The sequence below is a fragment of the Pseudomonas sp. AFG_SD02_1510_Pfu_092 genome (genome assembly GCF_003331055.1).
Taxonomy (GTDB): Bacteria; Pseudomonadota; Gammaproteobacteria; order Pseudomonadales; family Pseudomonadaceae; genus Aquipseudomonas.
On record NZ_PUQD01000044.1, the window covers coordinates 1 to 21,165 of the forward strand.

Genomic DNA, 21,165 nt, shown 5'->3' on the forward strand with positions numbered 1-21,165 from the left:
TGGGGGGGTGGCGCCCCGCCCCGCCCCCCCCCCCCCCCCCCCCCCCTCCCCCCCCGTCGGGCGGCGGGGGGGGTGGGGGGGGGGGGGGGGGCCCCCCGGCGATGGGCCGCACAGCGGCCCCCTCAGGTTTCACCCTCGATCTCGATAATCTCAATCACCTGCTCCCCCACCGGCCGCCGCCAGGCCACTTCATCCCCCGGCCCCGCACCCAGTAACGCCCGCCCCAGCGGCGACCCCCAGTTCACCAGCCCGCGGCCCGCATCAGCTTCGTCCTCGCCCACCAGCCGCACCACATGTTCCTGATCCTGCGTATCGACAAACCGCACCCGGCTACCAATCTGTACCTTGCTGCGGGAAGTCGCCGCCGGCACCACCTGGGCACTCTGCACTCGCGCGCTGAAGTAGCGCAGGTCCCGTTCGGTATCCGCCAGCCGCTGCTTGTCGCCTCGCTCGCCTTGCGCCAGCAGTTCGCTGCGCAGGGCGTTCAGCTCGGCCACGCGTGCCTGCAACTGGCGCAGGCCGCTGGCGGTGACGTAGTTGGGTTGTTCGCTGACCCGACGCTCGACCGGCTGGTCGGCCTGGGCGGCGGCCTGGTCTTCGTTGACGAATGCTCGGCTCATGCGTGGCCTCCTTGTGCAAGAGACCATCATCGCAGGCCGACGGTTTCAAGGGATGTCCGCTTGCGACTCAGTTGTGGCGATAGGCGCGGGCGGCGTCGCGGTCCTTTTCCTGTTGCCAGTCGCGCTCGCGCTCGTCCCAGAAGCGCTCATGGTACTGGCGCTGTTGTTCGCTGTTCTGCATGGCCTGGCATTGGCGGAAGCCGTCGTCCCAGCCGCTTTCGTACTGGCGCTCGTGCAGGTAGCGCGGTACGTCCTTGTGAAAACCGCCCACCATCAGCCCCGCCGCCTGACGGCCGCTGCTGCAGCCATCCTGGAAACCATCGGCATAAGCGGGGGGATAACCCTGATCGACCATCTGCTCGTGGGTGGTCTCGCAACCTGACAGCAACAACGCAACGCACACGCCGAACCAGTACCGCGACATGACCAGCACACCCTTCAGTTGATAGGGGCAAGTCTAGGTGGCGATTTGTCGGGGGGCTGTCAAAACAGTGTCAAAGAGTCGGTTGGGTCACAGTGCTATGCTGGCTTCAGTGGCCATTCGCGGGCGTGCCCGCTCCCACAGGTGCAAAACAGCCTTCGATGTGGGAGCGGGCACGCCCGCGAATGGCCGCAATGCGGTCTCAGTAGTGATACCACTTCAACTCCAGCATCACCTCGTTCTGCGCCGTGGCCAGGTGGCTGAACTCGCGCGAGGCACTCAAGCGCACCCCCAGGTTCTGGCTCAGCTCCCATTGCTGGTTCAGGCTCACGCTGCGGCGCACCTCGCCATTGGTGAAGTAGTCGCCCTTGGCTTCCAGGGTCAGGTTGCCCAGCCCGTTGCGCCACAGCAGCCCGCCGTTGAACCCGGCCGCCGGTGCGATGAACTGGGCAAAGTCATTGTGGTGCTCGACCCGCACCGTGCCCAGGGCAAAGCCCAGCAAGCCATCGGCCAACTGCCAGGTACCGCCGGCGCCGCCGTTCACATGGCTCACCAGTACCTCGTCATCATGCTTGCCCGGCACCCGCTCCAGGCCGCCGGCTACCTGCCACGACCACGGCTTGAGCAGCTCGTTGCGCGGGGTCAGCGAGCGGATAGTGGCCAGGTCCAGGCGTTGCACCTGCCAGTCGTTGCCTTCGTACTGGCGCAGCTTCAATTGCAGGATCTCGATCTGCGCGCCCAGCGGGAAGCCATAGGCGTTGTCGTTCAGGTCGTGATAGGCCATGCGCAGGCCGTACTCGGCGTAGGCGCGGTCGTCGCGGGTGCCCACGCCCAGCTGCCAGGTACGTGAATCATGGCCGTCCTCGGGCAGGCCCGGGCGTTCGATCTGCAGCGGCGGCGGTGGGTTGCTGTTGATTGCCCGCAGCAGCTCGAAGCTGCGCTTTGCCTGCCCAGGGTCGCGCTCCTGGCCATTGGCGCGGTAACGCTCCAGGCGGTAGGCGGCATCCTGCACCAACGCCTGGCGCTGCCGGGGCAGGGCTTTGAATTCGGGGCTTTGCAGTTGGGCAGTGTCGGCGCTGACGGCCAGCACCTGGCGTTTCTCATCGTGGTCGAGCGGCTCTGCGCGGGCCAGCAGTTCACGTTCGCGCGAGGGCCGGTAGGTCTCGCTGGCGACCAGGCCGGACTGCTTCACCGCCTTTACCGTGTCGGTCGGGATGGCGGTCAGCGGGAACTGCGAGGTCAGGTCCAGGCTCGGGCGGGCTACCTGCAACAGTTCCAGCAGGCGGTACGAGCAGTTTTCATCGAAGAAGAAATAGTCGAACTGGACCTGCTTCAGTTCCCACACATGTTCGACCATGCGCCCGGTTTCTTCCGGGGTCAGGTCCAGCTGGTATTCCCACAGGTCGCGGTTTTCCAGGCTGCGGTATTCGGACAGTTTTTCCTGGTAGGGCATCAGCGCGAACAAGCCCGGGTAGCCGCCCATCAGGCCTTTCCAGGCATACAGGATGCTGTTGTCGCTGCCCTCGATGTAGGCGCCGAAGTTGATCGCGTAGCTCAGCAGCGTGGTGTCGTCGCTGCGAGTGTTGGACTGGTCGATGCGCAGCAGGGTGTGGCCGAACATCGATGACGGGCTGTTCAGGTAGGCCGCCGGGAAGATCAACGCGGCGCTGTGCGGGTCGATCGACTGGTACCAGGTGCGGAATTCCTGGCAGTTCGGTTGCGGCAAGCCTTGCAGGTTCAGCTGTTCGCGCAGCCAGCGGGTGCGCGCCGGGAATACGCACTGGGCGTGCTTGTCGCCGAGGCTGGCCGGCGCATACAGCGCTTCGACCGTGGCTTGCAGCTCCTGGTCGGGGTGGTGCGCGCCGTCCTCGGCGAGGAAGAACGCATCATCGTCCACGTAGCTGCGCCAGCCACCGAGCTTGGCGGTTTCGTAATGACCCAGGGCAATCCAGTAGGGGGTGTTGGCCAGTTGCTGAAGACGGCCGTGGTCCAGCACCGGCGCGGCATGAACAGGGGCGCAGACACACAGCGCCAGGGCAGCGAAGCGTTTGAGCATATCGGGCAACTACTTCTTGATGATGCCGAAAAAAGGCGAAACCCGCCCCGGGGTCGGGGCGGGAGCAGCTGCACTTAGGCCTCGGTAGCGTATTTGGCCAGGCGTGGGTCGTTCTTCAGCACGGCCAGGGTGTTGCTGTGGACCGTTTCGGCAGTGACGTCGGCGCTGCTGAAGATCTGGTTGAAGTGCTGGTGGGTGACCGAGTTGAAGTAGCCACGGTCTTCCGGGGCCACGCCGAGAACCACGGCATAGGTGGTCAGCGCTTCGCCCTGGCCCATGGCCATGTCTTCGGACAGCTCGTTCATCATGCCGTTCATGGCGAACCAGGACTTGCCACCGTAGGTCAGCGAAGCCCTGGTCGAACAGCCGTTGGTGCCGGAGGTCATGCCGAAGGTGGCGTTACCGGAGGTGCCGTTGGTGGTGGAGGCCAGGAAGTGTGCCGGAGTGCCGCGCTGGCCTTCGAACAGCATGTTGCCCCAGCCGCAGTTCGGGCCGCCTGGCGCCTCGGCCATGGCATTGAGCGAGACTACGGTGAACAGAGTACCCAGAAGAATCCGTTTCATAGCATTTGTTCTCTATTTGTCTTAACCAAGGGTCAGGGTTTCTGGCAACTCGGTTGCCAGGTCGGGGAAGCATTTCACCCACCCGCGCAGTTTGGAGTTTAGGCACGATCTAAAGGTTGCGTTGTTGATTGCGAAAAATTTGCTGTTCCATGACCCGCTGCGGCTGCGACATAAAGTCCTGTGGAGCCTTGCAACGCGCGCGCTGGCAGCGCCAGAATGCTGCGTATCTGCCCCGCCGAAGTAAGGAAACCCAATGCCCGATCCTGTCGCTGCGCGCCTGCGTCTCGCGCCCGAAGCCCTGACCCGGCGTTTCTCCCCCGAGCAGTTTGCCTTTACCCATACCGACGATCTGGAGCCGTTTCGCGGAGTCCTGGGCCAGGAACGTGCTGTCGAGGCCCTGCAGTTCGGCGTGGCCATGCCGCGCCCTGGTTACAACGTGTACGTGATGGGCGAGCCCGGCACCGGGCGCTTCTCGTTCGTCAAGCGCTACCTCAAGGCCGAGGGCAAGCGCCAGCAGACCCCGGCCGACTGGGTCTACGTCAACCACTTCGATGACACCCGCGAGCCGCGAGCGCTGGAGTTGCCGTCCGGTAGCGCCGGGGCGTTCATTGCCGACATGAGCGGGCTGATCGACAACCTGCTGTCGACTTTCCCGGCGGTGTTCGAGCACCCGTCCTACCAGCAGAAGAAAGGCGCCATCGACCGCGCCTTCAACCAGCGCTACGACCGCGCCCTGGATGTGATCGAGCGCGCCTCGCTGGAAAAGGATGTGGCCCTGTACCGCGACGCCAGCAACGTCGCCTTCACCCCGATGGCCGACGGCAAGGCGCTGGATGAAGCCGAGTTCGCCCAGTTGCCGGAAGAGGTGCGCGAGCAGTTCCACGAAGACATCGCCCTGCTCGAGGAGCGCCTGAACGAAGAGCTGGCCAGCCTGCCGCAATGGAAACGCGAGTCGAACAACCAGCTGCGCCAGCTGAACGAAGAAACCATCACCCTGGCGCTGCAACCGCTGCTGGCGCCGCTGTCGGAAAAGTACGCCGAGAACGCGGCTGTCTGCGCCTACCTGCAGTCGGTGCAGTTGAACCTGCTGCGTACCGTGGTCGAGCAACTGGTCGAAGACAGCAAGACCGACGCCGCCGCGCGCAAGCTGCTGGAAGAGCAGTACGCCCCAAGCCTGGTGGTCGGCCACCATGCCGATGGCGGGGCACCGGTGGTGTTCGAGCCGCACCCGACCTATGACAACCTGTTCGGCCGTATCGAATACAGCACCGACCAGGGCGCGCTGTACACCTCGTACCGCCAGCTGCGCCCGGGCGCGCTGCACCGCGCCAATGGTGGCTTCCTGATCCTCGAAGCGGAGAAGATGCTGGGCGAGCCGTTCGTCTGGGACGCGCTCAAGCGCGCGTTGCAGTCGCGCAAGCTGAAGATGGAATCGCCGCTCGGCGAGCTGGGCCGGGTCGCCACCGTCAGCCTGACGCCGCAGATGATTCCGCTGAACATCAAGCTGGTCATCATCGGCTCGCGGCAGCTGTACTACGCGCTGCAGGACCACGACCCGGACTTCCAGGAGATGTTCCGGGTGCTGGTGGACTTCGACGAAGACATGCCCATGGTCGATGAGAACCTGGAGCAGTTCGCCCAGCTGTTGCGCACCCGCACCAACGAAGAAGGCATGGCGCCGCTGACCAGTGACGCGGTGGCGCGCCTGGCCACTTACAGCGCCCGCCTCGCCGAAAACCAGTCGCGCCTGTCGGCACGCATCGGCGACCTGTTCCAGCTGGTCAGCGAAGCCGATTTCATCCGCCAGCTGGCCAGTGACGAAATGACCGACGCCGGGCATATCGAGCGCGCGCTCAAGGCCAAGGCCACCCGTACCGGGCGTGTTTCGCAGCGGGTGCTGGACGACATGCTCGCCGGCATCATCCTGATCGACACCGAAGGCGCGGCCATCGGCAAGTGCAACGGCCTGACCGTACTGGAGGTGGGCGATTCGGCGTTCGGCATGCCGGCGCGCATCTCCGCCACGGTATACCCGGGCGGCAGCGGCATCGTCGACATCGAGCGGGAGGTCAACCTTGGTCAGCCGATCCACTCCAAGGGGGTGATGATCCTTACCGGCTACCTCGGCAGCCGCTATGCCCAGGAGTTCCCGCTGGCGATCTCGGCCAGCATCGCCCTGGAACAGTCCTACGGCTACGTGGACGGCGACAGCGCCTCGCTGGGCGAAGCCTGCACGCTGATCTCGGCGTTGTCGCGCACACCGCTCAAGCAATGCTTCGCCATTACCGGCTCGATCAACCAGTTCGGTGAAGTGCAGGCGGTGGGCGGAGTGAACGAGAAGATCGAAGGCTTCTTCCGCCTGTGCGAAGCGCGTGGCCTGACCGGCGAGCAGGGGGTGATCATCCCGCGCGCCAACGTCGCCACGCTGATGCTCGACGAGCGTGTGCTGCAAGCGGTGGAGAACGGCATGTTCCACGTTTACGCGGTCAGCCAGGCCGACGAAGCGCTGAGCCTGCTGGTGGGCGAGGAGGCCGGGGTGCTGGATGACAAGGGCCAGTTCACTGAAGGCAGCGTCAACGCCCGGGTGGTGGAACGCCTGCGCGAGATCGCCGAGATGATCGGCGAAGAGGAAATCGAGAAGGCCGAGAAGGAGCGCCTGGAAGAGGTGATTGCCCAGGCCAAACCAGCCTGAGTCAATAAACCGGCGCTGACGGCCATGTGCTACCGTTCAGCGCCGGTTTTCCATCTTCTGGTACTGTTCCTCTATGCTGGAACTTAAGGACGGTATCAGCGTTCAGGATGGAAACAGCCTGAGGTTCAGGCTGAACAAGGCTTATTGGAGGGGGCGCGGCCATGCGCAATCTCAGCCTCACGCGCCAGTGCCTGGGCCTGGTGACCCGCATCGAATGCAGCATCCGTCCGCTGGCCGGCGACACTGGCATGTGGACCTTGCTGTTCGCCGCCGGCATGGCCGGAGAACAACCGTCTGCGATCAAGGCCCAAGGGCCGTTTCATGGGCCGCTGGTGGCCGAATCGGTGCTCCATGCGATTGTCGACAGCCTGACCCTGCACGGTTACCAGGTGGCCGAGGACCCGCAGATCTGGTGCCTGCATCTGCAGGCGCAGTTACGGCGGATCAATGGCGAGCGCTGCCGCAACCTGGGGGATTTCCAGTTTCATCCGGAGACCTGAACACCTTCACTGGCCTCATCGCCGGCAAGCCAGCTCCCACAGGGACGGGCGCAAGGCTTGCCGGCGATGGGCTGCACAGCAGTCCCGGGCTTTTGCTGTAACAGGTGGCTGGCTATACTCGCCGTCGCTTTTAGTCACCTGATGAGTCCTTAACTTCATGGAACGTATCCTCGAAAACGCGATGTATGCCTCGCGCTGGCTGCTCGCCCCTATCTACTTCGGCCTGTCCCTCGGCCTGCTGGCCCTGGCGCTGAAATTCTTCCAGGAAGTGGTCCACGTCTTGCCCAATGTCTTCGCCCTGAGCGAAGCCGACCTGATCCTGGTGATCCTGTCGCTGATCGACATGTCGCTGGTGGGCGGCCTGCTGGTGATGGTGATGATCTCCGGCTATGAGAACTTCGTCTCGCAGCTGGACATCGATGAGAGCAAGGAAAAGCTCAACTGGCTGGGCAAGATGGACTCTTCGTCGTTGAAGATGAAGGTTGCCGCGTCGATCGTGGCGATTTCCTCCATTCACCTGCTGCGGGTGTTCATGGACGCGCAGAACATCTCCACCGACTACCTGATGTGGTACGTGATCATTCACATGACCTTCGTCATTTCGGCGTTCTGCATGGGCTACCTGGACAAGGTCACCAAGCACTGAGCCCGGCCTGGCCCCTTCGCCATCCCGTGGGAGCGGGCATGCCCGCGGAGGGGCCGGCGCAGTCCAACCGACGAGCGGCGTCGGTCATGCCTTGTGCATTCCCCTGTTCTGTACAAAAAATGAGCTCTCATGCGTGGGTCCCAACGCGAGGTGCTCCATGAACCTGCATCAGCTCAACAGCGAGGCCAGGGCTGGCCATGTCGACGAACTGAACCTGATCGCCATCGAAGGCGGCGACTACCTGCTCGAGGCCCGGGTCAAAGGCCACGCTCACCCGCTGTCCGACACCCGTGGTGAACGCTTGCGCGTGCATTCGGTGGAGGATGCGCGCAAGTTGCTGCAAACCATCCCCATGGTCTCGATGAACCTGGTGCACTGGTCGGTGCAGGACGAAATGTGCGGCATGGGCACGCACCCGGAAGAAGACCTGAAGGTGCCGATTTCCCAGCGCTCGGCCTGGTAGCTGCTCGCAGCGCCCCAGTGTGCTAGGCTGCTCGCCCTTTTCATCAAGGGCGCGGCTTCACTGCGCCCTGCAGTGGAGCACGACAATGTCCGAACTCAACCTGTCCACCGACGAAACCCGCGTCAGCTACGGCATCGGCCGTCAGCTGGGCGGCCAGCTGCGCGACAACCCGCCACCAGGCGTCAGCCTGGAAGCCATCCTGGCCGGCCTGACCGACGCCTTCAACGGCGCCGACAGCCGCGTCAGCGAAGCCGACCTGTCGGCCAGCTTCAAGGTCATCCGTGATGTGATGCAGGCCGAAGCAGCTGCCAAGGCAGAAGCTGCTGCCGCTGCTGGCAAGGCCTTCCTGGTCGAGAACGCCAAGCGCGACGGCATCACCACCCTGGCCTCGGGCCTGCAGTTCGAAGTGCTGACCGCTGGCGAAGGCGCCAAGCCGACCCGCGAAGACAACGTGCGCACGCACTACCACGGTACCCTGATCGACGGCACTGTGTTCGACAGCTCCTACGACCGTGGTCAGCCGGCTGAATTCCCGGTGGGTGGCGTGATCGCTGGCTGGACCGAAGCCCTGCAGCTGATGAACGCTGGCAGCAAATGGCGCCTGTACGTGCCGAGCGAGCTGGCCTACGGCGCCCAAGGCGTTGGCAGCATCCCGCCGCACAGCGTGCTGGTGTTCGACGTCGAGCTGCTCGACGTTTTGTAATGCCCTCGGGGCCGCTTCGCGGCCCATTCGCGGGTGAACCCGCTCCCACAGGTACTGCACAGGCTTAAACACTTGTGCGGTCCCTGTAGGAGCGGGTTTACCCGCGAAGAGGCCGGCCCTGCCAGCCTCAATTCCAGTCTGTTCCCCCAGGGCGCAATGCCCGCGCATAGCAGAACAGAAACAGGTTGCGCACCAGCTCCTTGAGCACCCCCGGCTCACTCGAATTCAGCCCGCTCATGTCCAGGTCGCCCTGGTCACGCAGCTCGTCGAGTGCTTCGGCTTCAAGCACCGCGCACACTTCGCCGGTTTCCCGATGAAGAATGCGCAGGTAGGGGTGAGGGCGGTCCAGCCAGGCGTCGATCAGATAAGTCATGGCTATTCTCCTTGGATAGCGGTTCCAATGAGAATAATTCTTATTATCTAAATAGCAAGCGCCAATTGGCAGATGGGGCTGATCAGACCTTGCGTACGAACTCGGACTTCAGCTTCATGGCGCCGATGCCGTCGATCTTGCAATCGATGTCGTGGTCGCCGTCGCACAGGCGGATGTTCTTGACCTTGGTGCCGACCTTGACCACCAGGGACGAGCCTTTGACCTTCAGGTCCTTGATCACGGTGACGGTGTCGCCGTCCTGCAGAACGTTGCCGACCGAATCCTTCTTCACCACCGCGTCGCTCGCCGCTTCGGCGTCGCCGCTGGCCGACCACTCGTGGGCGCACTCAGGGCAGATCAGCTGAGTGCCATCCTCGTAGGTGTATTCGGAGTTGCATTTTGGGCAGGGTGGCAGAGTGCTCACTTCGGTTCCTCAAACAAACAGACGGACGGTTAAAGGCCCGCATTGTAAAAGGTATTTCTGCAGAAGGGATTATGTCCGGACAAAAGCATTCGCGGGTAAACCCGCTCCCACAGGTACAACATAGGCCTAGAGGCCTGTGATATCCCTGTGGGAGCGGGTTTACCCTCGAATGAAGGCGACTCGGTCTATCAGTGAGTACGCGCTACAGCAAACTCGCTCAGCTCGACCAGTGCATCGCGGTATTCGCTGGCCGGCAGCACTTCCAGGCAGGCGATGGCACGCTTGACGTAGTCACGCGCCAGCTCGGCGGTGTACTTCAGCGCACCCGACTCCTCGACCGCCACGCGAATCTGCTCCAGGTCTTCCAGGCCACCTTTCTGAATGGCCTGGCGCACCAGCGCAGCCTGTTCGGCAGTGCCTTCGCGCATGGTGTAGATCAGCGGCAGGGTAGGCTTGCCTTCGGCCAGGTCGTCACCGACGTTCTTGCCCAGGGTCTGCGAGTCGCCCTTGTAGTCCAGCAGGTCGTCGACCAGCTGGAAGGCCACGCCCAGGTGGTCGCCAAAGGTGCGCAGGGCTTCGCGCTGTTCGTCGCTGGCTGCGGCCAGCGCGGCGGCGCTATGGGTGGACGCTTCGAACAGCATCGCGGTCTTGCCGCGGATGACCTCCATGTAGACTTCCTCGGTGGTGCTGGCGTCGCGTACCCGCGACAGCTGCAGCACTTCACCTTCGGCAATCACGCGGGTGGCCTTGGACAGGATCTGCATGACCGGCATCGAGCCCAGCTCTACCATCATTTCGAACGAGCGCGAATAGAGGAAGTCGCCCACCAGTACGCTCGGCGCGTTGCCCCACAGGGCATTGGCGGTGGAGCGGCCACGGCGCATGCCGGACATGTCGACCACATCGTCGTGCAGCAGGGTGGCGGTGTGCAGGAACTCGATGGTGGCAGCCAGCAGGCGCAGGTCGTCGCCTTCGCGGCCCAGGGCCTTGCCACACAGCAGCACCAGCAGGGGGCGCAGGCGCTTGCCACCGGCGGACGTGATATAGTCGCCGATCTTCGATACCAGCGGCACGCGCGAGGTCAGCTGCTTCTTGATGATCTCGTCGACGGCGCTGAAATCATCAGCTACCGCGCGGTAGAAGGATTGGGGTTGCATCGGCTGCTCCAGTGAGGTTGCGCGGCATGCTAGGTCGCGGGTCCCGGTGTGTCAAGGCGCGGTGCCAGCGCCACAGGGGTGGCACTTGCAAGCAAAACCGCGGTTGCGTACAATCGCGCACCCTAACTTCCTGGGCAGCACCTGCCTTACGCAATTGCGCCGGGCCGTTCCAGCCCTGTGCAGCCATGCCAGCCAATACTCATCATATAAAGCGCTGGGTGAGCAGGATTATCGGAGAAATACCATGTCTTACGCAGTAATCGTTACCGGCGGCAAGCAGTACAAAGTCGCTGAAGGTGAATTCCTCAAGATCGAAAAACTGGAAGTCGCCACTGGCGAATCCGTGACCTTCGATCGCGTTCTGCTGGTCGCCAACGGTGAAGAAGTCACCATCGGTGCTCCAGTTGTTGCTGGCGCTAAAGTAGTGGCCGAAGTCGTTTCGCAAGGCCGCCACGACAAGGTTCGCATCATCAAGTTCCGTCGTCGTAAGCACCACATGAAGCGCATGGGCCACCGCCAGTGGTTCACCGAGATCAAAATCACCGGCATCCAGGCTTAATCCCCTAGATCCCCTGAATTTATTTGGAGAATTGAACCATGGCTCACAAAAAGGCTGGTGGTAGTACTCGTAACGGTCGCGACTCAGAATCGAAACGCCTTGGCGTGAAGATGTATGGCGGCCAGGTTATCAAGCCAGGCAACATCATCGTCCGCCAGCGCGGCACCGAATTCCACCCGGGCTACGGCGTGGGCATCGGTAAAGATCACACCCTGTTCGCCAAGATCGAAGGCGTGATCAAGTTCGAGAAGAAAGGCGAGTTCAACCGCCGTTACGTGAGCATCGTCGCAGCTTAATCGCGACGTCGCTCCAGAAGCCCCGTCATGCGACGGGGCTTTTTCGTTTGTGGTGAGCCTCTTGCAAAGCTGTTTGTATGGGCTGCCGGCGTTGGTTTCTACGGTCGTACGGGGCCGCCGCGCTCATTTTTGCAAGAGCCTCAGGTTTATCAGTATTCAGCTCGCCGGAAGGCGAGAGGCGGTTTTTGAATGAAGTTTGTTGACGAAGTATCCATTCGGGTCAAGGCCGGCGACGGCGGCAACGGTTGCATGAGCTTCCGGCGCGAGAAATTCATCGAGAACGGTGGCCCCAACGGCGGTGATGGTGGCGACGGCGGTTCGGTGTACATGGTCGCCGACGAAAACCTCAACACCCTGGTCGACTACCGCTACACCCGTCACCACGAGGCCCAGCGTGGCGCCAACGGCGGCAGCACCGACTGCACCGGCAAGAAAGGCGAGGACCTGTTCCTGCGCGTGCCGGTCGGCACCACCGTGATCGACGCTTCCACCCAGGAAGTGATCGGCGACCTGGTTACCCCCGGGCAGAAGCTGATGGTCGCCCAAGGCGGCTGGCACGGCCTGGGTAACACCCGTTTCAAGTCCAGCACCAACCGTGCCCCGCGCCAGACCACCCCGGGCAAACCGGGTGAGCAACGCGACCTGAAGATGGAAATGAAAGTGCTGGCCGACGTCGGCCTGCTGGGCCTGCCGAACGCTGGCAAGAGCACCTTCATCCGCTCGGTTTCGGCTGCCAAGCCGAAGGTCGCCGACTACCCGTTCACCACCCTGGTGCCGAACCTGGGCGTGGTCAGCGTCGACCGCTGGAAGAGCTTCGTCATCGCCGACATCCCTGGCCTGATCGAAGGCGCTTCCGAAGGTGCCGGCCTGGGTATCCGCTTCCTCAAGCACCTGGCGCGTACCCGCGTGCTGCTGCACCTGGTCGACATGGCGCCGCTGGACGAAAGCAGCCCGGCCGATGCTGCCGAAGTCATCGTCAACGAGCTGACCCAGTTCAGCCCCTCGTTGGCCGAGCGTGAGCGCTGGCTGGTGCTGAACAAGGCCGACATGGTCATGGAAGACGAGCGCGACGAGCGGGTCAAGGAAGTGGTCGAGCGCTTGCAGTGGGAAGGCCCGGTCTACGTGATTTCGGCGATCTCCAAGCAGGGCACCGAAAAGCTCAGCCACGACCTGATGCGCTACCTCGAAGACCGCGCCGACCGCCTGGCCAATGACCCGGCCTACGCCGAAGAACTGGCTGACCTCGACCAGCGCATCGAAGACGAAGCCCGTGCCCAGCTGCAGGCCCTGGACGACGCGCGCACCCTGCGCCGTACCGGCGTCAAGAGCGTGCACGACATTGGCGACGATGACGGTTGGGATGATGATTTCGAGGACGACGAAGACGGCCCGGAAATCATTTACGTGCGCGACTGACCGGTTGCAGTACACTAAACGCCGCTCTCTGGAGCGGCGTTTTTGTATCCACGGTATCTACAGATTCGACATAGGTTGGAAGAAGATGCGAAGCAAGGTGACGGGCGCCAGGCGCTGGGTCGTGAAGATTGGCAGTGCTCTGCTGACCGCCGATGGCAAAGGCCTCGACCGCGGGGCCATGGCCGTTTGGGTCGAGCAGATGGTCGCGCTGCGTGAGGCAGGCGTGGAGTTGGTTCTGGTCTCCTCCGGGGCCGTGGCTGCCGGCATGAGCCAGCTGGGCTGGACGTCGCGACCGAGCGCGATGAACGAGCTGCAGGCCGCCGCCTCGATCGGCCAGATGCGCCTGGTACAGGCCTGGGAGTCGAGCTTCGGCGAGCATGGCAAGCACACTGCGCAAATTCTGCTGACCCATGACGACCTGTCCGACCGCAAGCGTTACCTCAACGCCCGCAGCACCCTGCGTACGCTGGTCGACCTGGGCGTGGTGCCGGTGATCAACGAAAACGACACCGTGGTCACCGACGAGATCCGCTTCGGCGACAACGACACGCTGGCGGCACTGGTGGCCAACCTGGTCGAGGCCGACCTGCTGGTGATCCTCACCGACCGCGATGGCATGTTCGACGCCGACCCGCGCAACAACCCCGATGCCCAGCTGATCTACGAAGCCCGCGCCGACGACCCGGCACTGGATGCCGTGGCGGGCGGTACTGGCGGTGCCCTGGGCCGTGGCGGCATGCAGACCAAGCTGCGTGCAGCGCGCCTGGCGGCCCGTTCCGGTGCCCACACCATCATCATCGGTGGCCGCATCGAGCGCGTGCTCGACCGCCTCAAGGCGGGCGAACGCCTGGGTACCCTGCTGTCGCCCGAGCGCGGCATGCTCGCCGCGCGCAAGCAGTGGCTGGCTGGGCACCTGCAAACCCGTGGCACGCTGGTGCTGGATGCCGGTGCGGTACAGGCGCTGCGCCAGGCCAGCAAAAGCCTGCTGCCGGTTGGCGTGAAGACCGTGCAGGGCAGCTTCCGTCGCGGCGAGATGGTGGTCTGCGTCGGCCCGGACGGCCATGAAGTGGCGCGCGGCCTGGCCAACTACAGCGCCCTGGAAGCGCAGAAGATCATTGGCCAGCCGTCGGATGCCATTGAAAGCATCCTCGGCTATATCGCCGAGCCTGAGCTGGTGCACCGCGATAACCTGGTTTTGGTGTGAGGGGCGTGTACGTGCTGAAAAGGATGATTGCCGTGGCGGCACTGGCTGTGCCGATGCTGGCCGGGGCCGAGGAAATCGGCCAGGTATCGACCGTGTTCAAGTTCCTCGGGCCGAATGACCGTATTGTGGTCGAGGCGTTCGACGACCCCAAGGTCGAGGGCGTGACCTGCTACCTGTCGCGGGCCAAGACCGGCGGTGTGAAGGGTGGGCTGGGGCTGGCGGAGGACCGCGCGGAGGCGTCGATTGCCTGCCGCCAGGTCGGGCCGATCAATTTCAAGGGTGAGCTTAAGGACGGCGAGGAAGTGTTCAAGGAACGCACCTCGCTGGTGTTCAAGACCATGCAGGTGGTGCGCTTCCTCGACAAGAAGCGCAATACCCTGGTGTACCTGGTGTATAGCGACCGGATCGTCGAAGGCAGCCCGCAGAATGCGGTAACGGCGATTCCAATCCTGCCTTGGGCTCACTGATAGCCTGGTAGATCGCCGGGAGGCCTTTGGCCTCCATCGCCGGCAAGCCAGCTCCCACAGGTGCATCACAGACCTTTAGGCTTGTGCAGTCTTGTGGGAGCTGGCTCATTGATAGCCTGACAGCTTGTCGGGAGGCCTTTGGCCTCCTATCGCGACACAAGGCCGCTCCCACAAAGGTCCTGCGTATGCAGATCAATGTGGGAGCGGCCTTGTGTCGCGAATGGGCCGCAAAGCGGCCCCAGATTCCTCAGGCCAACTCTTCGGCCTGATCCTCGCGCACAACCGCTTTCACCTCATCCCGACGGCTGATGAACTTCCAGTCAGCCTCGTCGATGTAGATGCCATTCGGCCCGCTGCCGCCCTCCAGGTCGATTGCCACGCGTGCCGACACCTGCGGCTTCACGCTCGCCAGAATCGGTACGAAGCCCAGCTGCAGGCTGGTCTCCAGCAGTGCGGCCTGGTTGCGTTCGTCGATGTCCGCCGCTTCGTCCAGGTAGTAGGGCAGGCGAATGCGCCCGGCCAGGTCGCGGTCCATCAGGTGCAGCAACAGGTACATGTTGGTCAGCGCCTTGATGGTCATGGTGGTGCCGTTGGATGCCGCGCCGTCGATGTCGGCATGGATCACTGGCTGGCCATTGACCTTGGTGATCTCGAACGCCAGCTCGAACAGGTCCTTGAGGCCCAGCTGGTTGTGGTTGGCCGCCACCAGCCGTGCCAGGTACTCCTTGGCCTCTTCGTTCTTGTTGTCCTGCTCGGCGCTCTGGGTCAGGTCGAACACCGACAGGGTTTCGCCTTCTTCGTACTGGCCGGCACTGTGGATGATCTGGTCGATGTGCTTGAGCGCTTCCTTGTTCGGCGCCAGCACCACCCGGAAGCTTTCCAGGTTGGACACCTGGCGCCGGTTGATCTCGCGGTTGAACAGGGCCAACTGGTGCTCGAGGCTATCGTAGTCGCTGCGGATGTTGCGCAGGGTCCGGGCGATGTCGGTGACCGCGGCGCGGCGCGCCTTGGCCAGGGTCAGCGCCTCGTCGGTGCGGTGCGCATAGGCGTTCACCAGCAGTTGCAGGCGGCGCTCCATGTCGTCTTCGCTGTCGAACTTGGCCACGCCTTTCAGGCGCACCTGGGCGTACAGCGCCTCGATCTGGTTATCCACCCGCTGCAGGCTCTGCCAGCTGTCCTGGTAGTCGTTGAGCAACGGCAGCAGGTTGTCCATCGAGTCGTCGATGGCTTCCATGTATGGCGTGCCGAAAGGCAGGTCGGCCGGCAGCAGCTGGCGACGGCGCAGGGCATCTTCCAGGGTGCGTTGCTTGGCTTCGAGGTCGCCGATCTGGCGACCGACCAGCTGCAGCTTGGCCGACAGTTGCTGGACGCGCTCGGTGAAGGCGTCGCTGGAGCGCTTGAGTTCGTCCTGGGCGGCTTCCAGTTGCGCCAGCTGCTCCAGCTTCTCGGGCTCTTCGGCGGCCAGGGTTTCGCTGCGGCGGAAGTCTTCCAGCGCTTTTTGCGCGTCCAGCACTTCCTGGTACAGGGTTTCAGTCTGTGCCTTGGAGGCGGAGCGGTCGGCGGCCACGGCCTGCTGGGTCTTGAGCTGCTTCAGCTCTTTTTCCAGGCGCTCTTTCTGGTCGCGCAGCGCGGCACGGTCGGCCAGGGCCTGCAGCGCCGGTGGGTCGATGTGCGACAGGTCGATGGACAGGCCCGGGGCTTCGAAGCGCTCGCCCTTGAAGCTGTCGAGCACCGCTTCCAGCGATTTGACCCACAGGTCGCTGTCGTCCAGCTCGATGCCACGCTCGCCCAGCGGCAGGCTGAACAGCGCACCGTTGAACAGGCGCATCAGGCGGTCAACGTCCTGTTGCGAGAACTCTTCGCGCAGGCGGGCGTAGCTGTTGTTGTCGGCGTGGTCGAGCTGCTGCCTGACCTGCTTGAGGCGCTTTTCCAGGTCGCGCACGCGTTCGTCGAGGTCTTCGGCGCTGAACTGGCGTGACTGCGCGAGGGCGCCGGCCAGTTCGTCGTGGGCGTCCTTGGCCGCCAGCAGTTGTTGCTCCAGGACCTTGACGTCATCGACCAGGGCAAAGCGGTGCTTGAGCACCGACAGCTCGCCCAGCCAGCGCTGGATGCCGGTGATTTCACGCTCCAGGCGCATCAGCTCCTGGGTGCCGCCGCGCTGGTCGTTCTGCAGGCGGTCCTGCTCGCCACGGTAGTGCTCGGCCTGGATCACCAGCTCTTCCTTGCGGGCCATGGCGTATTCCTGCCAGGTCCCCAGCAGGGTGTCGAGCACAGGGGAAATGCGGTGCAGCTTGCCGCGCAGGATGTCGCGCTGGGCCACGCCACCGGCCAGGGCCTCGACCAGCGGGCCGGCGGCGACCAGGGCGTTGTAGTCCTGTTCCATGCGGCGCACATCGCGGAAGGCTTCTTCACAGGCGGCGATGTAATCGACGCTGCCCGAACGCAGGCTGTGCTCGAAGGCGTCGAGGAACAGCTGCTTGAGCTTGGCGGCGGTGATTTCGCGCATGTGCAGCAGGTTGATGAACAGGGCGCGGAAGGTTTTCAGGCTTTGCTCGCTGGTCGAGCGCAGCGGGATCATGGTCAGGTCCAGCGGCACCGAGGTGTGGCCGCCGACCAGCAGCCGGCGCAGCTCGTCCGGCTTCACCTCGTAGGCCTTGATACCCAGGCGCTCGAGGTTGGTGAACAGCTCTTTCTGGCGCAGGCAGGTGTCGTTCTTCTGGTAGTGCGCCAGGTCCAGTTCGCCCTTGTAGGCGAAGAACTGGTGGCCGAAACCGCCGCCCGGGCCACGCCCGACCACGCCGATCACGTGCGGGCCGTGGGGCAGGCTCAGTTCGCAGAGAATGTACGACGTGTCGCTGGCGAAGTAGAAGCGGCGTGACTGTTCGAGGCTGTACTTGCCGAAACTCATGTCCGACATGCGCGCCAGGATCGGGAACTGCAGGGCGTTGATCGACGCCGATTTACCCAGGTTGTTGGCACCGTAGACCGACAGCGGCTGTTCCAGCGGGAACAGGCCAAGGCTGTAGCCTGCGGTGTTGAGCAGTGCGAAGCGGCGGATGCCGTAGCGTTCCTGGCTCATGCGTCAATCTCCTGTTGCTCTTCGCGGATGGCCCGTGCCAGGGCCTGCTCTTCGCTTTCCTCGCCCTCGAAGGGGCTGAGGTCGAGCGGGTCGTCGGTGCGGTTGAGTGCTTCGGGGCTTTCTTCCTCGACCAGCACCGGCGTCGGCAGCGGCAGGTCGCTGTGCAGCGTGGCGGCCAGGTCGCGGTCCTGCTGCACGGCCAGGCACACATCGAGGAAACGGTGCATGGGCGGCAGGAAGCGGTAGATGCCGCCTTCCTCGAAGGCGAAGCCGAGCTGGGTCATGCGCCGCAGGATCTTTTCTTCCAGCTCGTCCACGGTCTGCACTTCGGCCTGTATGAATAGGTCGCGGTACTTGTCCAGCAGCGAGGGCAGTTCGTCGCGGCCGATGCTGCCGCCGTCGAGCACGGCCATTGGGTCACGGCCCTGATCGGCCAGGTGCTCGACCAGGATGAAGGTGAACAGCGACAGGCGCTGCGCGGTCTTGTTGACCTGCGCGGCGGCCAGGTCCGGTACGAAGTAGTAGAAGCCACGGGTGTCGCACACCAGTTCGAAGCCCAGGGCCTTGAACAGGGTGCGGTACTGGTCCTGGAAGTTCGACAGCTGGGCGTACAGCTCGGGGTCGCGGCGGCTGACATGGAAGCCTTTGAACAGCTCGCGGAAGATCGGCGCGAGCTGGGACAGTTCGGAAAGATCAAGATGCATGGGCTGGGCTCGCGGTAGGTTCGGTAGGCGCGCTGGCGGCGTCTTCGCGGCTGGAGGCCAGGGCGAACGAGCGCAGGCTGACCAAGTGTTCCTGGGTGGTGTACTCGCGACGGTCGAGGCGTTCGCGCTTGAAGCGTTTTTCCCGCGACAAGCGCGAGAACCAGTACAGCAGCTCGTCGGTGGCGCCTTCAGGTTCCTGCTCCAGCAGCCAGACCATCAGGTCGGGCAGCGGCAGGGCCTGTTCGCAGCGTTCGGCCATTTCCTTGACCGTGCGCGGTGCACGGGGCAGGGCGCCGGACTGGGTCTTGTGGGCCTTGGGGAAGCGCGCCGGCTTGGGCTCGAAGCGGGCCAGGGCGTAGACATAGGCCTCGACCTGGCTGGCACTGCCGAGGAAGGTGCTTTGCGGGCGGGTGAACAGCGGCATGGCCGCTTGCGGCACGGCGTCGATGCCCTTGCGCCGGATGACCGACAGGGCCAGTGCGGCGCCCCGGGTCACGGCGTTGTGCCGGCGCGCTTCTTCGCGCAGCGGCAGCAGCAGTTCGCGGGCGTGACGCAGGGTCAGCTGGGCGTTGGTCTGCATTTCCAGAATGCGCGCGTGGGTACGCAGCAGCATGTCGTCGTCGACCAGGTGGCCCAGGCGCGCCTGTTCACCCAGCAGTTTCAGCAGCACGGTCTCGACCTTGCGCACGCCCTGTTCGAAGGCACCGTCGGCGTTGACCAGCTGGATCATCGGCTCGACGTACTCGTCCCAGGTCGCCAGTACTTCGGCATAACGCTGGCGCAGCGGGATCTGGCGGTTGCTGGTCTTGGCCCGCTCGGCCACTGCCACCAGGGCCTGCTCGTCGTTGTCGAGCTTTTTCAGCACATCGCGCACGCGCATGTCGAGCAGGCGCAGCTGGCGCGCCAGGTCGTCGCTGTCACGGTTGTCGAAGGCGTCCTGGATATGCCCGGCCAGACGTTCCAGGTGGCGCAGGTAGGCTTCGATCTCCAGGCACAGGCCCAGCCGGTGTTCGCGGCGCAGGTAGGCGAGGAAGTCGTGGATCTGCGCGTTGAGCTCGAAACGGTTCGGGCTCTTGGCCACCGGGACGAGGATATCCAGGCGGATCCACACATCGAGCAGTTGGGTGATGTCCTGCGGGGTGCTCTCGACCTGCTGGCGGGCCACATGCTGGCGCAACTCGACCAGGCTCAGGGTGCCCTGGTCGAAACGCTCGCACAGCGGCTCGATCAGGGCCCAGTGTTCGGCTAGGGCGCGCAGGACGCGCTTGGGTTCGATCATTGGCTGCGACTCGTTGCCAAGAAAAAGGGGGCGATTGTACTGCATCCGGGGGGGAGGTTTTCACCCCTTGGTCTGTAATGAGAGATAACCTTTGCTGTTGTAGGGGATTCACTGGCCTCTTCGCGGGTGAACCCGCTCCCACAACGCCGGCACAGGCAATAAAAATCCGCCGACCAGTTGCGGCACTCGAAAGCCAACAGCGTTAGAATGCCCCACTGTCTTCACCCCTCGGATACCCGCTCTTGCTCACCGAACCCCGTCGCCGCGCCTACCTTTCCGCCATGCAAGTGGTGCACTGGCTGCCGCGCGCCGAACTGCCGTTCGCCGCCCCGTCGCGGCCCGAGCTGCTGCTGCCGCTGGCGCCGGTCGAGGACATCGAATTCGCTGTCAGGCCCGCAGCCGCAGCCAGCGAAGCGCCGGCCACGCCCCAGGCCCGCTCGGCTGAGCGGCCGAAAATCGAGGTGCCGCGCCCAGGCAATGTGGCCAAGCCGGCCGCGAAGCCTGTCGAAGCCGAAGAACCCGCCGCGCCGCCACGCCCGGCCCCCGTGCCGCCCCCGCGCTTTGCGCTGCAGCTGCTGCGCGCCGGCAGCTGCCTGCTGCTGGTGGAGCTGGCCACCGGCCAACCGTTCCAGAGCCGCGACCCGTCCTACCTGCTGCTCAAGGACATGCTGCGCGCCGCCGGGCTGCCCGACGCCCCGCAGATCATCGGCGAGCCGGTGCGCTGGCCGCTGCTGGTGCGCGGCAACATGGACCAGGGCCCGGAGGCCGCGCGCGATTTCGTCCAGGGCTTCGTCCAGGCGCGCCTGGAAGAGGCCCCGTGCAGCTGCCTGTGGCTGATCGGCCTGCCGGCACTGCGCTTTGCCGCCAATGCCGAAGGCGAAGCCTATTACCAAACCCTGAAGCTCGAAGGCCTGGGTGATGCCTGGGCCTTGCCGGGCCTTGAACTGTTGATGGACGAGCCGCAGCGCAAGGCGGACGTCTGGCAAGCCATGCGCCAGCTGATGGCGCGCTGGAAGAGCGTTGAATGAGTGACTCGATCAGTTTCCGCCCGATGACCGAGGCGGATCTGGATGCCGTACTTAAAATCGAATATGCCGCGTTCAGTCATCCCTGGACCCGTGGGATCTTCCAGGATGCGCTCAAATCGTACGAAGTCTGGCTGATGTTCGACGGCCAGCAGCAAGTGGGGCATGGCGTGATCAACGTGATCATCGACGAGGCACACCTGCTCAACATCACCATCAAGCCGGAAAACCAGGGCCGTGGCCTTGGCCTGCGCCTGCTGGAGCATCTGATGGCCCGGGCCTATCAGCTCAATGGCCGCGAGTGTTTTCTGGAAGTGCGGGCCAGCAACCAGTCGGCCTATCGCCTGTACGAGCGCTACGGTTTCAACGAAATCGGCCGCCGTCGCGACTATTACCCGATTGCCGGCGGCCGTGAGGATGCGCTGGTGATGGCCTGCACGTTGCTCGAAGACTGAGCCGGCCTGCACCGGCCTCTTCGCGGACGCGCCGGCGCCCACAGGTGGCGCGCAATGCCTGAA

The 21,165-nt window shown here is 64.1% G+C and carries 22 protein-coding genes; 12 read left to right on the forward strand and 10 right to left on the reverse strand.

Translation table 11 applies throughout. The features are described 5' to 3' along the window. Positions 1-122: 122 nt before the first annotated feature. From C6A77_RS17720 to C6A77_RS17735, 4 genes are all read right to left on the reverse strand, one after another. Complete coding sequence (locus C6A77_RS17720) at positions 123-620, reverse strand: GreA/GreB family elongation factor (RefSeq protein ID WP_114170636.1); 498 nt, start codon at positions 618-620, stop codon at positions 123-125. A gap of 67 nt (positions 621-687) precedes the next feature. Then, complete coding sequence (locus tag C6A77_RS17725; protein WP_114170674.1) at positions 688-1,044, reverse strand: hypothetical protein; 357 nt, start codon at positions 1,042-1,044, stop codon at positions 688-690. Positions 1,045-1,243: 199 nt separating this feature from the next. After that, a complete protein-coding gene (locus C6A77_RS17730) occupies positions 1,244-3,097 on the reverse strand; it encodes a DUF4105 domain-containing protein (protein ID WP_114170637.1) in 1,854 nt (617 codons plus the stop codon). Between the two features lie 74 nt (positions 3,098-3,171). After that, positions 3,172-3,660, reverse strand: coding sequence for a DUF3015 domain-containing protein (locus tag C6A77_RS17735; protein ID WP_114170638.1), 489 nt, complete (start codon positions 3,658-3,660; stop codon positions 3,172-3,174). A gap of 253 nt (positions 3,661-3,913) precedes the next feature. On the opposite strand from C6A77_RS17735, the gene C6A77_RS17740 reads away from it, so the two are divergent. From C6A77_RS17740 to C6A77_RS17760, 5 genes are all read left to right on the forward strand, one after another. After that, positions 3,914-6,352 (forward strand): ATP-binding protein, encoded by a 2,439-nt coding sequence (locus C6A77_RS17740; protein ID WP_114170639.1) that lies wholly within the window; start codon positions 3,914-3,916, stop codon positions 6,350-6,352. Between the two features lie 161 nt (positions 6,353-6,513). Continuing rightward, positions 6,514-6,852 carry a hypothetical protein gene (locus tag C6A77_RS17745; RefSeq protein WP_114170640.1) on the forward strand — a complete coding sequence of 113 codons (339 nt, stop codon included), beginning with the start codon at positions 6,514-6,516 and terminating at the stop codon, positions 6,850-6,852. A gap of 157 nt (positions 6,853-7,009) precedes the next feature. Beyond that, positions 7,010-7,498 (forward strand): TIGR00645 family protein, encoded by a 489-nt coding sequence (locus C6A77_RS17750; protein WP_114170641.1) that lies wholly within the window; start codon positions 7,010-7,012, stop codon positions 7,496-7,498. A 157-nt stretch (positions 7,499-7,655) separates the two neighbouring features. Further along, positions 7,656-7,961, forward strand: coding sequence for a DUF6482 family protein (locus C6A77_RS17755; RefSeq protein WP_114170642.1), 306 nt, complete (start codon positions 7,656-7,658; stop codon positions 7,959-7,961). Between the two features lie 85 nt (positions 7,962-8,046). Next, a complete protein-coding gene (locus C6A77_RS17760; RefSeq protein WP_025337633.1) occupies positions 8,047-8,664 on the forward strand; it encodes an FKBP-type peptidyl-prolyl cis-trans isomerase in 618 nt (205 codons plus the stop codon). A 127-nt stretch (positions 8,665-8,791) separates the two neighbouring features. Here C6A77_RS17760 and C6A77_RS17765 read toward each other — a convergent pair whose 3' ends face one another. From C6A77_RS17765 to C6A77_RS17775, 3 genes are all read right to left on the reverse strand, one after another. Further along, a complete protein-coding gene (locus tag C6A77_RS17765; RefSeq protein WP_009686102.1) occupies positions 8,792-9,037 on the reverse strand; it encodes a hypothetical protein in 246 nt (81 codons plus the stop codon). Between the two features lie 82 nt (positions 9,038-9,119). After that, complete coding sequence (locus C6A77_RS17770) at positions 9,120-9,461, reverse strand: zinc ribbon domain-containing protein YjdM (protein WP_114170643.1); 342 nt, start codon at positions 9,459-9,461, stop codon at positions 9,120-9,122. Between the two features lie 188 nt (positions 9,462-9,649). Next, the gene (locus C6A77_RS17775; RefSeq protein WP_114170644.1) at positions 9,650-10,618 is read right to left on the reverse strand and encodes a polyprenyl synthetase family protein; all 969 of its coding nucleotides are present in this window, start codon (positions 10,616-10,618) and stop codon (positions 9,650-9,652) included. A gap of 244 nt (positions 10,619-10,862) precedes the next feature. Between C6A77_RS17775 and rplU the strand changes: the two genes are divergently transcribed. The 5 genes from rplU (at position 10,863) to C6A77_RS17800 (ending at position 14,560) form a co-directional block, all read left to right on the forward strand. Then, positions 10,863-11,177, forward strand: coding sequence for a 50S ribosomal protein L21 (gene rplU, locus C6A77_RS17780; RefSeq protein WP_003247466.1), 315 nt, complete (start codon positions 10,863-10,865; stop codon positions 11,175-11,177). 38 nt (positions 11,178-11,215) lie between these two features. Continuing rightward, positions 11,216-11,473, forward strand: a complete 258-nt coding sequence (rpmA, locus tag C6A77_RS17785; protein ID WP_023533198.1) for a 50S ribosomal protein L27 — start codon at positions 11,216-11,218, stop codon at positions 11,471-11,473. A gap of 189 nt (positions 11,474-11,662) precedes the next feature. Next, positions 11,663-12,889, forward strand: a complete 1,227-nt coding sequence (gene cgtA, locus C6A77_RS17790) for an Obg family GTPase CgtA (protein WP_114170645.1) — start codon at positions 11,663-11,665, stop codon at positions 12,887-12,889. 85 nt (positions 12,890-12,974) lie between these two features. Beyond that, complete coding sequence (gene proB / locus C6A77_RS17795) at positions 12,975-14,093, forward strand: glutamate 5-kinase (RefSeq protein WP_114170646.1); 1,119 nt, start codon at positions 12,975-12,977, stop codon at positions 14,091-14,093. Positions 14,094-14,116: 23 nt separating this feature from the next. Further along, positions 14,117-14,560 carry a CreA family protein gene (locus C6A77_RS17800; protein WP_161959678.1) on the forward strand — a complete coding sequence of 148 codons (444 nt, stop codon included), beginning with the start codon at positions 14,117-14,119 and terminating at the stop codon, positions 14,558-14,560. 247 nt (positions 14,561-14,807) lie between these two features. On the opposite strand, the gene mksF is transcribed toward C6A77_RS17800, so the two are convergent. Genes mksF through mksB form a run of 3 tightly spaced genes read right to left on the reverse strand, consistent with a single transcriptional unit; the run spans position 14,808 to position 19,622 of the window. Beyond that, complete coding sequence (mksF, locus tag C6A77_RS17805; RefSeq protein ID WP_114170648.1) at positions 14,808-17,639, reverse strand: Mks condensin complex protein MksF; 2,832 nt, start codon at positions 17,637-17,639, stop codon at positions 14,808-14,810. After that, complete coding sequence (gene mksE / locus C6A77_RS17810; RefSeq protein ID WP_114170649.1) at positions 17,636-18,343, reverse strand: Mks condensin complex protein MksE; 708 nt, start codon at positions 18,341-18,343, stop codon at positions 17,636-17,638. Before mksE ends, mksF begins: the two co-directional genes overlap by 4 nt. Continuing rightward, the gene (mksB, locus tag C6A77_RS17815; RefSeq protein ID WP_114170650.1) at positions 18,333-19,622 is read right to left on the reverse strand and encodes an Mks condensin complex protein MksB; all 1,290 of its coding nucleotides are present in this window, start codon (positions 19,620-19,622) and stop codon (positions 18,333-18,335) included. Before mksB ends, mksE begins: the two co-directional genes overlap by 11 nt. Positions 19,623-19,864: 242 nt before the next feature. On the opposite strand from mksB, the gene C6A77_RS17820 reads away from it, so the two are divergent. Both C6A77_RS17820 and rimI read left to right on the forward strand, forming a co-directional pair. Continuing rightward, positions 19,865-20,650 (forward strand): energy transducer TonB, encoded by a 786-nt coding sequence (locus C6A77_RS17820; RefSeq protein ID WP_114170651.1) that lies wholly within the window; start codon positions 19,865-19,867, stop codon positions 20,648-20,650. After that, positions 20,647-21,102 carry a ribosomal protein S18-alanine N-acetyltransferase gene (gene rimI / locus C6A77_RS17825; protein ID WP_114170652.1) on the forward strand — a complete coding sequence of 152 codons (456 nt, stop codon included), beginning with the start codon at positions 20,647-20,649 and terminating at the stop codon, positions 21,100-21,102. The genes C6A77_RS17820 and rimI overlap by 4 nt, the downstream gene beginning before the upstream one ends. Positions 21,103-21,165 lie beyond the last annotated feature (63 nt).

Bases quoted from the DNA above. Each gene is read 5' to 3' on its own strand.
- cgtA (WP_114170645.1), top strand. From the start codon at position 11,663: ATGAAGTTTGTTGACGAAGTATCCATTCGGGTCAAGGCCGGCGACGGC.
- C6A77_RS17750 (WP_114170641.1), top strand. From the start codon at position 7,010: ATGGAACGTATCCTCGAAAACGCGATGTATGCCTCGCGCTGGCTGCTC.
- rpmA (WP_023533198.1), top strand. From the start codon at position 11,216: ATGGCTCACAAAAAGGCTGGTGGTAGTACTCGTAACGGTCGCGACTCA.
- C6A77_RS17720 (WP_114170636.1), bottom strand. From the start codon at position 620: ATGAGCCGAGCATTCGTCAACGAAGACCAGGCCGCCGCCCAGGCCGAC.
- mksB (WP_114170650.1), bottom strand. From the start codon at position 19,622: ATGATCGAACCCAAGCGCGTCCTGCGCGCCCTAGCCGAACACTGGGCC.
- C6A77_RS17735 (WP_114170638.1), bottom strand. From the start codon at position 3,660: ATGAAACGGATTCTTCTGGGTACTCTGTTCACCGTAGTCTCGCTCAAT.
- C6A77_RS17730 (WP_114170637.1), bottom strand. From the start codon at position 3,097: ATGCTCAAACGCTTCGCTGCCCTGGCGCTGTGTGTCTGCGCCCCTGTT.
- C6A77_RS17760 (WP_025337633.1), top strand. From the start codon at position 8,047: ATGTCCGAACTCAACCTGTCCACCGACGAAACCCGCGTCAGCTACGGC.
- C6A77_RS17800 (WP_161959678.1), top strand. From the start codon at position 14,117: ATGATTGCCGTGGCGGCACTGGCTGTGCCGATGCTGGCCGGGGCCGAG.
- C6A77_RS17755 (WP_114170642.1), top strand. From the start codon at position 7,656: ATGAACCTGCATCAGCTCAACAGCGAGGCCAGGGCTGGCCATGTCGAC.
- C6A77_RS17765 (WP_009686102.1), bottom strand. From the start codon at position 9,037: ATGACTTATCTGATCGACGCCTGGCTGGACCGCCCTCACCCCTACCTG.
- mksF (WP_114170648.1), bottom strand. From the start codon at position 17,639: ATGAGCCAGGAACGCTACGGCATCCGCCGCTTCGCACTGCTCAACACC.
- proB (WP_114170646.1), top strand. From the start codon at position 12,975: ATGCGAAGCAAGGTGACGGGCGCCAGGCGCTGGGTCGTGAAGATTGGC.
- rimI (WP_114170652.1), top strand. From the start codon at position 20,647: ATGAGTGACTCGATCAGTTTCCGCCCGATGACCGAGGCGGATCTGGAT.
- rplU (WP_003247466.1), top strand. From the start codon at position 10,863: ATGTCTTACGCAGTAATCGTTACCGGCGGCAAGCAGTACAAAGTCGCT.
- C6A77_RS17745 (WP_114170640.1), top strand. From the start codon at position 6,514: ATGCGCAATCTCAGCCTCACGCGCCAGTGCCTGGGCCTGGTGACCCGC.
- C6A77_RS17740 (WP_114170639.1), top strand. From the start codon at position 3,914: ATGCCCGATCCTGTCGCTGCGCGCCTGCGTCTCGCGCCCGAAGCCCTG.
- mksE (WP_114170649.1), bottom strand. From the start codon at position 18,343: ATGCATCTTGATCTTTCCGAACTGTCCCAGCTCGCGCCGATCTTCCGC.
- C6A77_RS17775 (WP_114170644.1), bottom strand. From the start codon at position 10,618: ATGCAACCCCAATCCTTCTACCGCGCGGTAGCTGATGATTTCAGCGCC.
- C6A77_RS17725 (WP_114170674.1), bottom strand. From the start codon at position 1,044: ATGTCGCGGTACTGGTTCGGCGTGTGCGTTGCGTTGTTGCTGTCAGGT.